Source organism: Thauera butanivorans NBRC 103042, from assembly GCF_001591165.1.
GTDB lineage: Bacteria > Pseudomonadota > Gammaproteobacteria > Burkholderiales > Rhodocyclaceae > Thauera > Thauera butanivorans.
The window spans coordinates 1-510 of the sequence record NZ_BCUG01000156.1 but is presented as its reverse complement, the minus strand read 5'-3'; the positions used below and the strand labels follow the sequence as shown (position 1 = coordinate 510).

Below are 510 nucleotides of genomic sequence, written 5' to 3'. Positions count from 1 at the left end.
AGGAAGGCGTGAATCTGGTTCGTCGTGGACGTGCGTTCGCGTACCAGGGCTTCACGTACCCGGTGCAGCGCCGAGATGGTCTGCTGGGTCTCGGTGCGCGGACGCACGAAGCGCATGCTCGGCCGACTCGCCGCCTCGCAGATCGCCTGGGCGTCGGCGAAGTCATTCTTGTTGCCTTGCACGAAGGGCTTGACGAACTGCGGCGAGATCAGCCGCGTCTCATGTCCCATGCCGCCCAACCGACGCGCGATCCAGTGCGCACCGGCGCACGCTTCCATCACGACGCGGCAGGCGGGAAAGTTGCCCAGCATCGTCAGCATCTGGCTGCGCGACACCTTCTTGCGGAATACCATCCGCCCCTTCTCGTCCTGAGCATGAAGGTGGAAGCAGTGCTTGCCCAGGTCGATCCCGATCAACGTCACCGCATTCATGATAATGGCCTCCGAAAAGAACAATCCCCGTTCAGCGTAGCCGCTGAGCGGGGATCGGGCTGACCATCTCATTAGCCCC

At 62.9% G+C, this 510-nt stretch carries 1 protein-coding gene; it reads right to left on the bottom strand.

Annotated elements, in window-relative coordinates; genetic code table 11:
* Nucleotides 1–431 (bottom strand): IS110 family RNA-guided transposase (locus TBU01S_RS22800; protein WP_157659278.1); only part of this gene is annotated, 431 nt, incomplete at its 3' end.
* Between the last annotated feature and the right edge of the window lie 79 nt (nucleotides 432–510).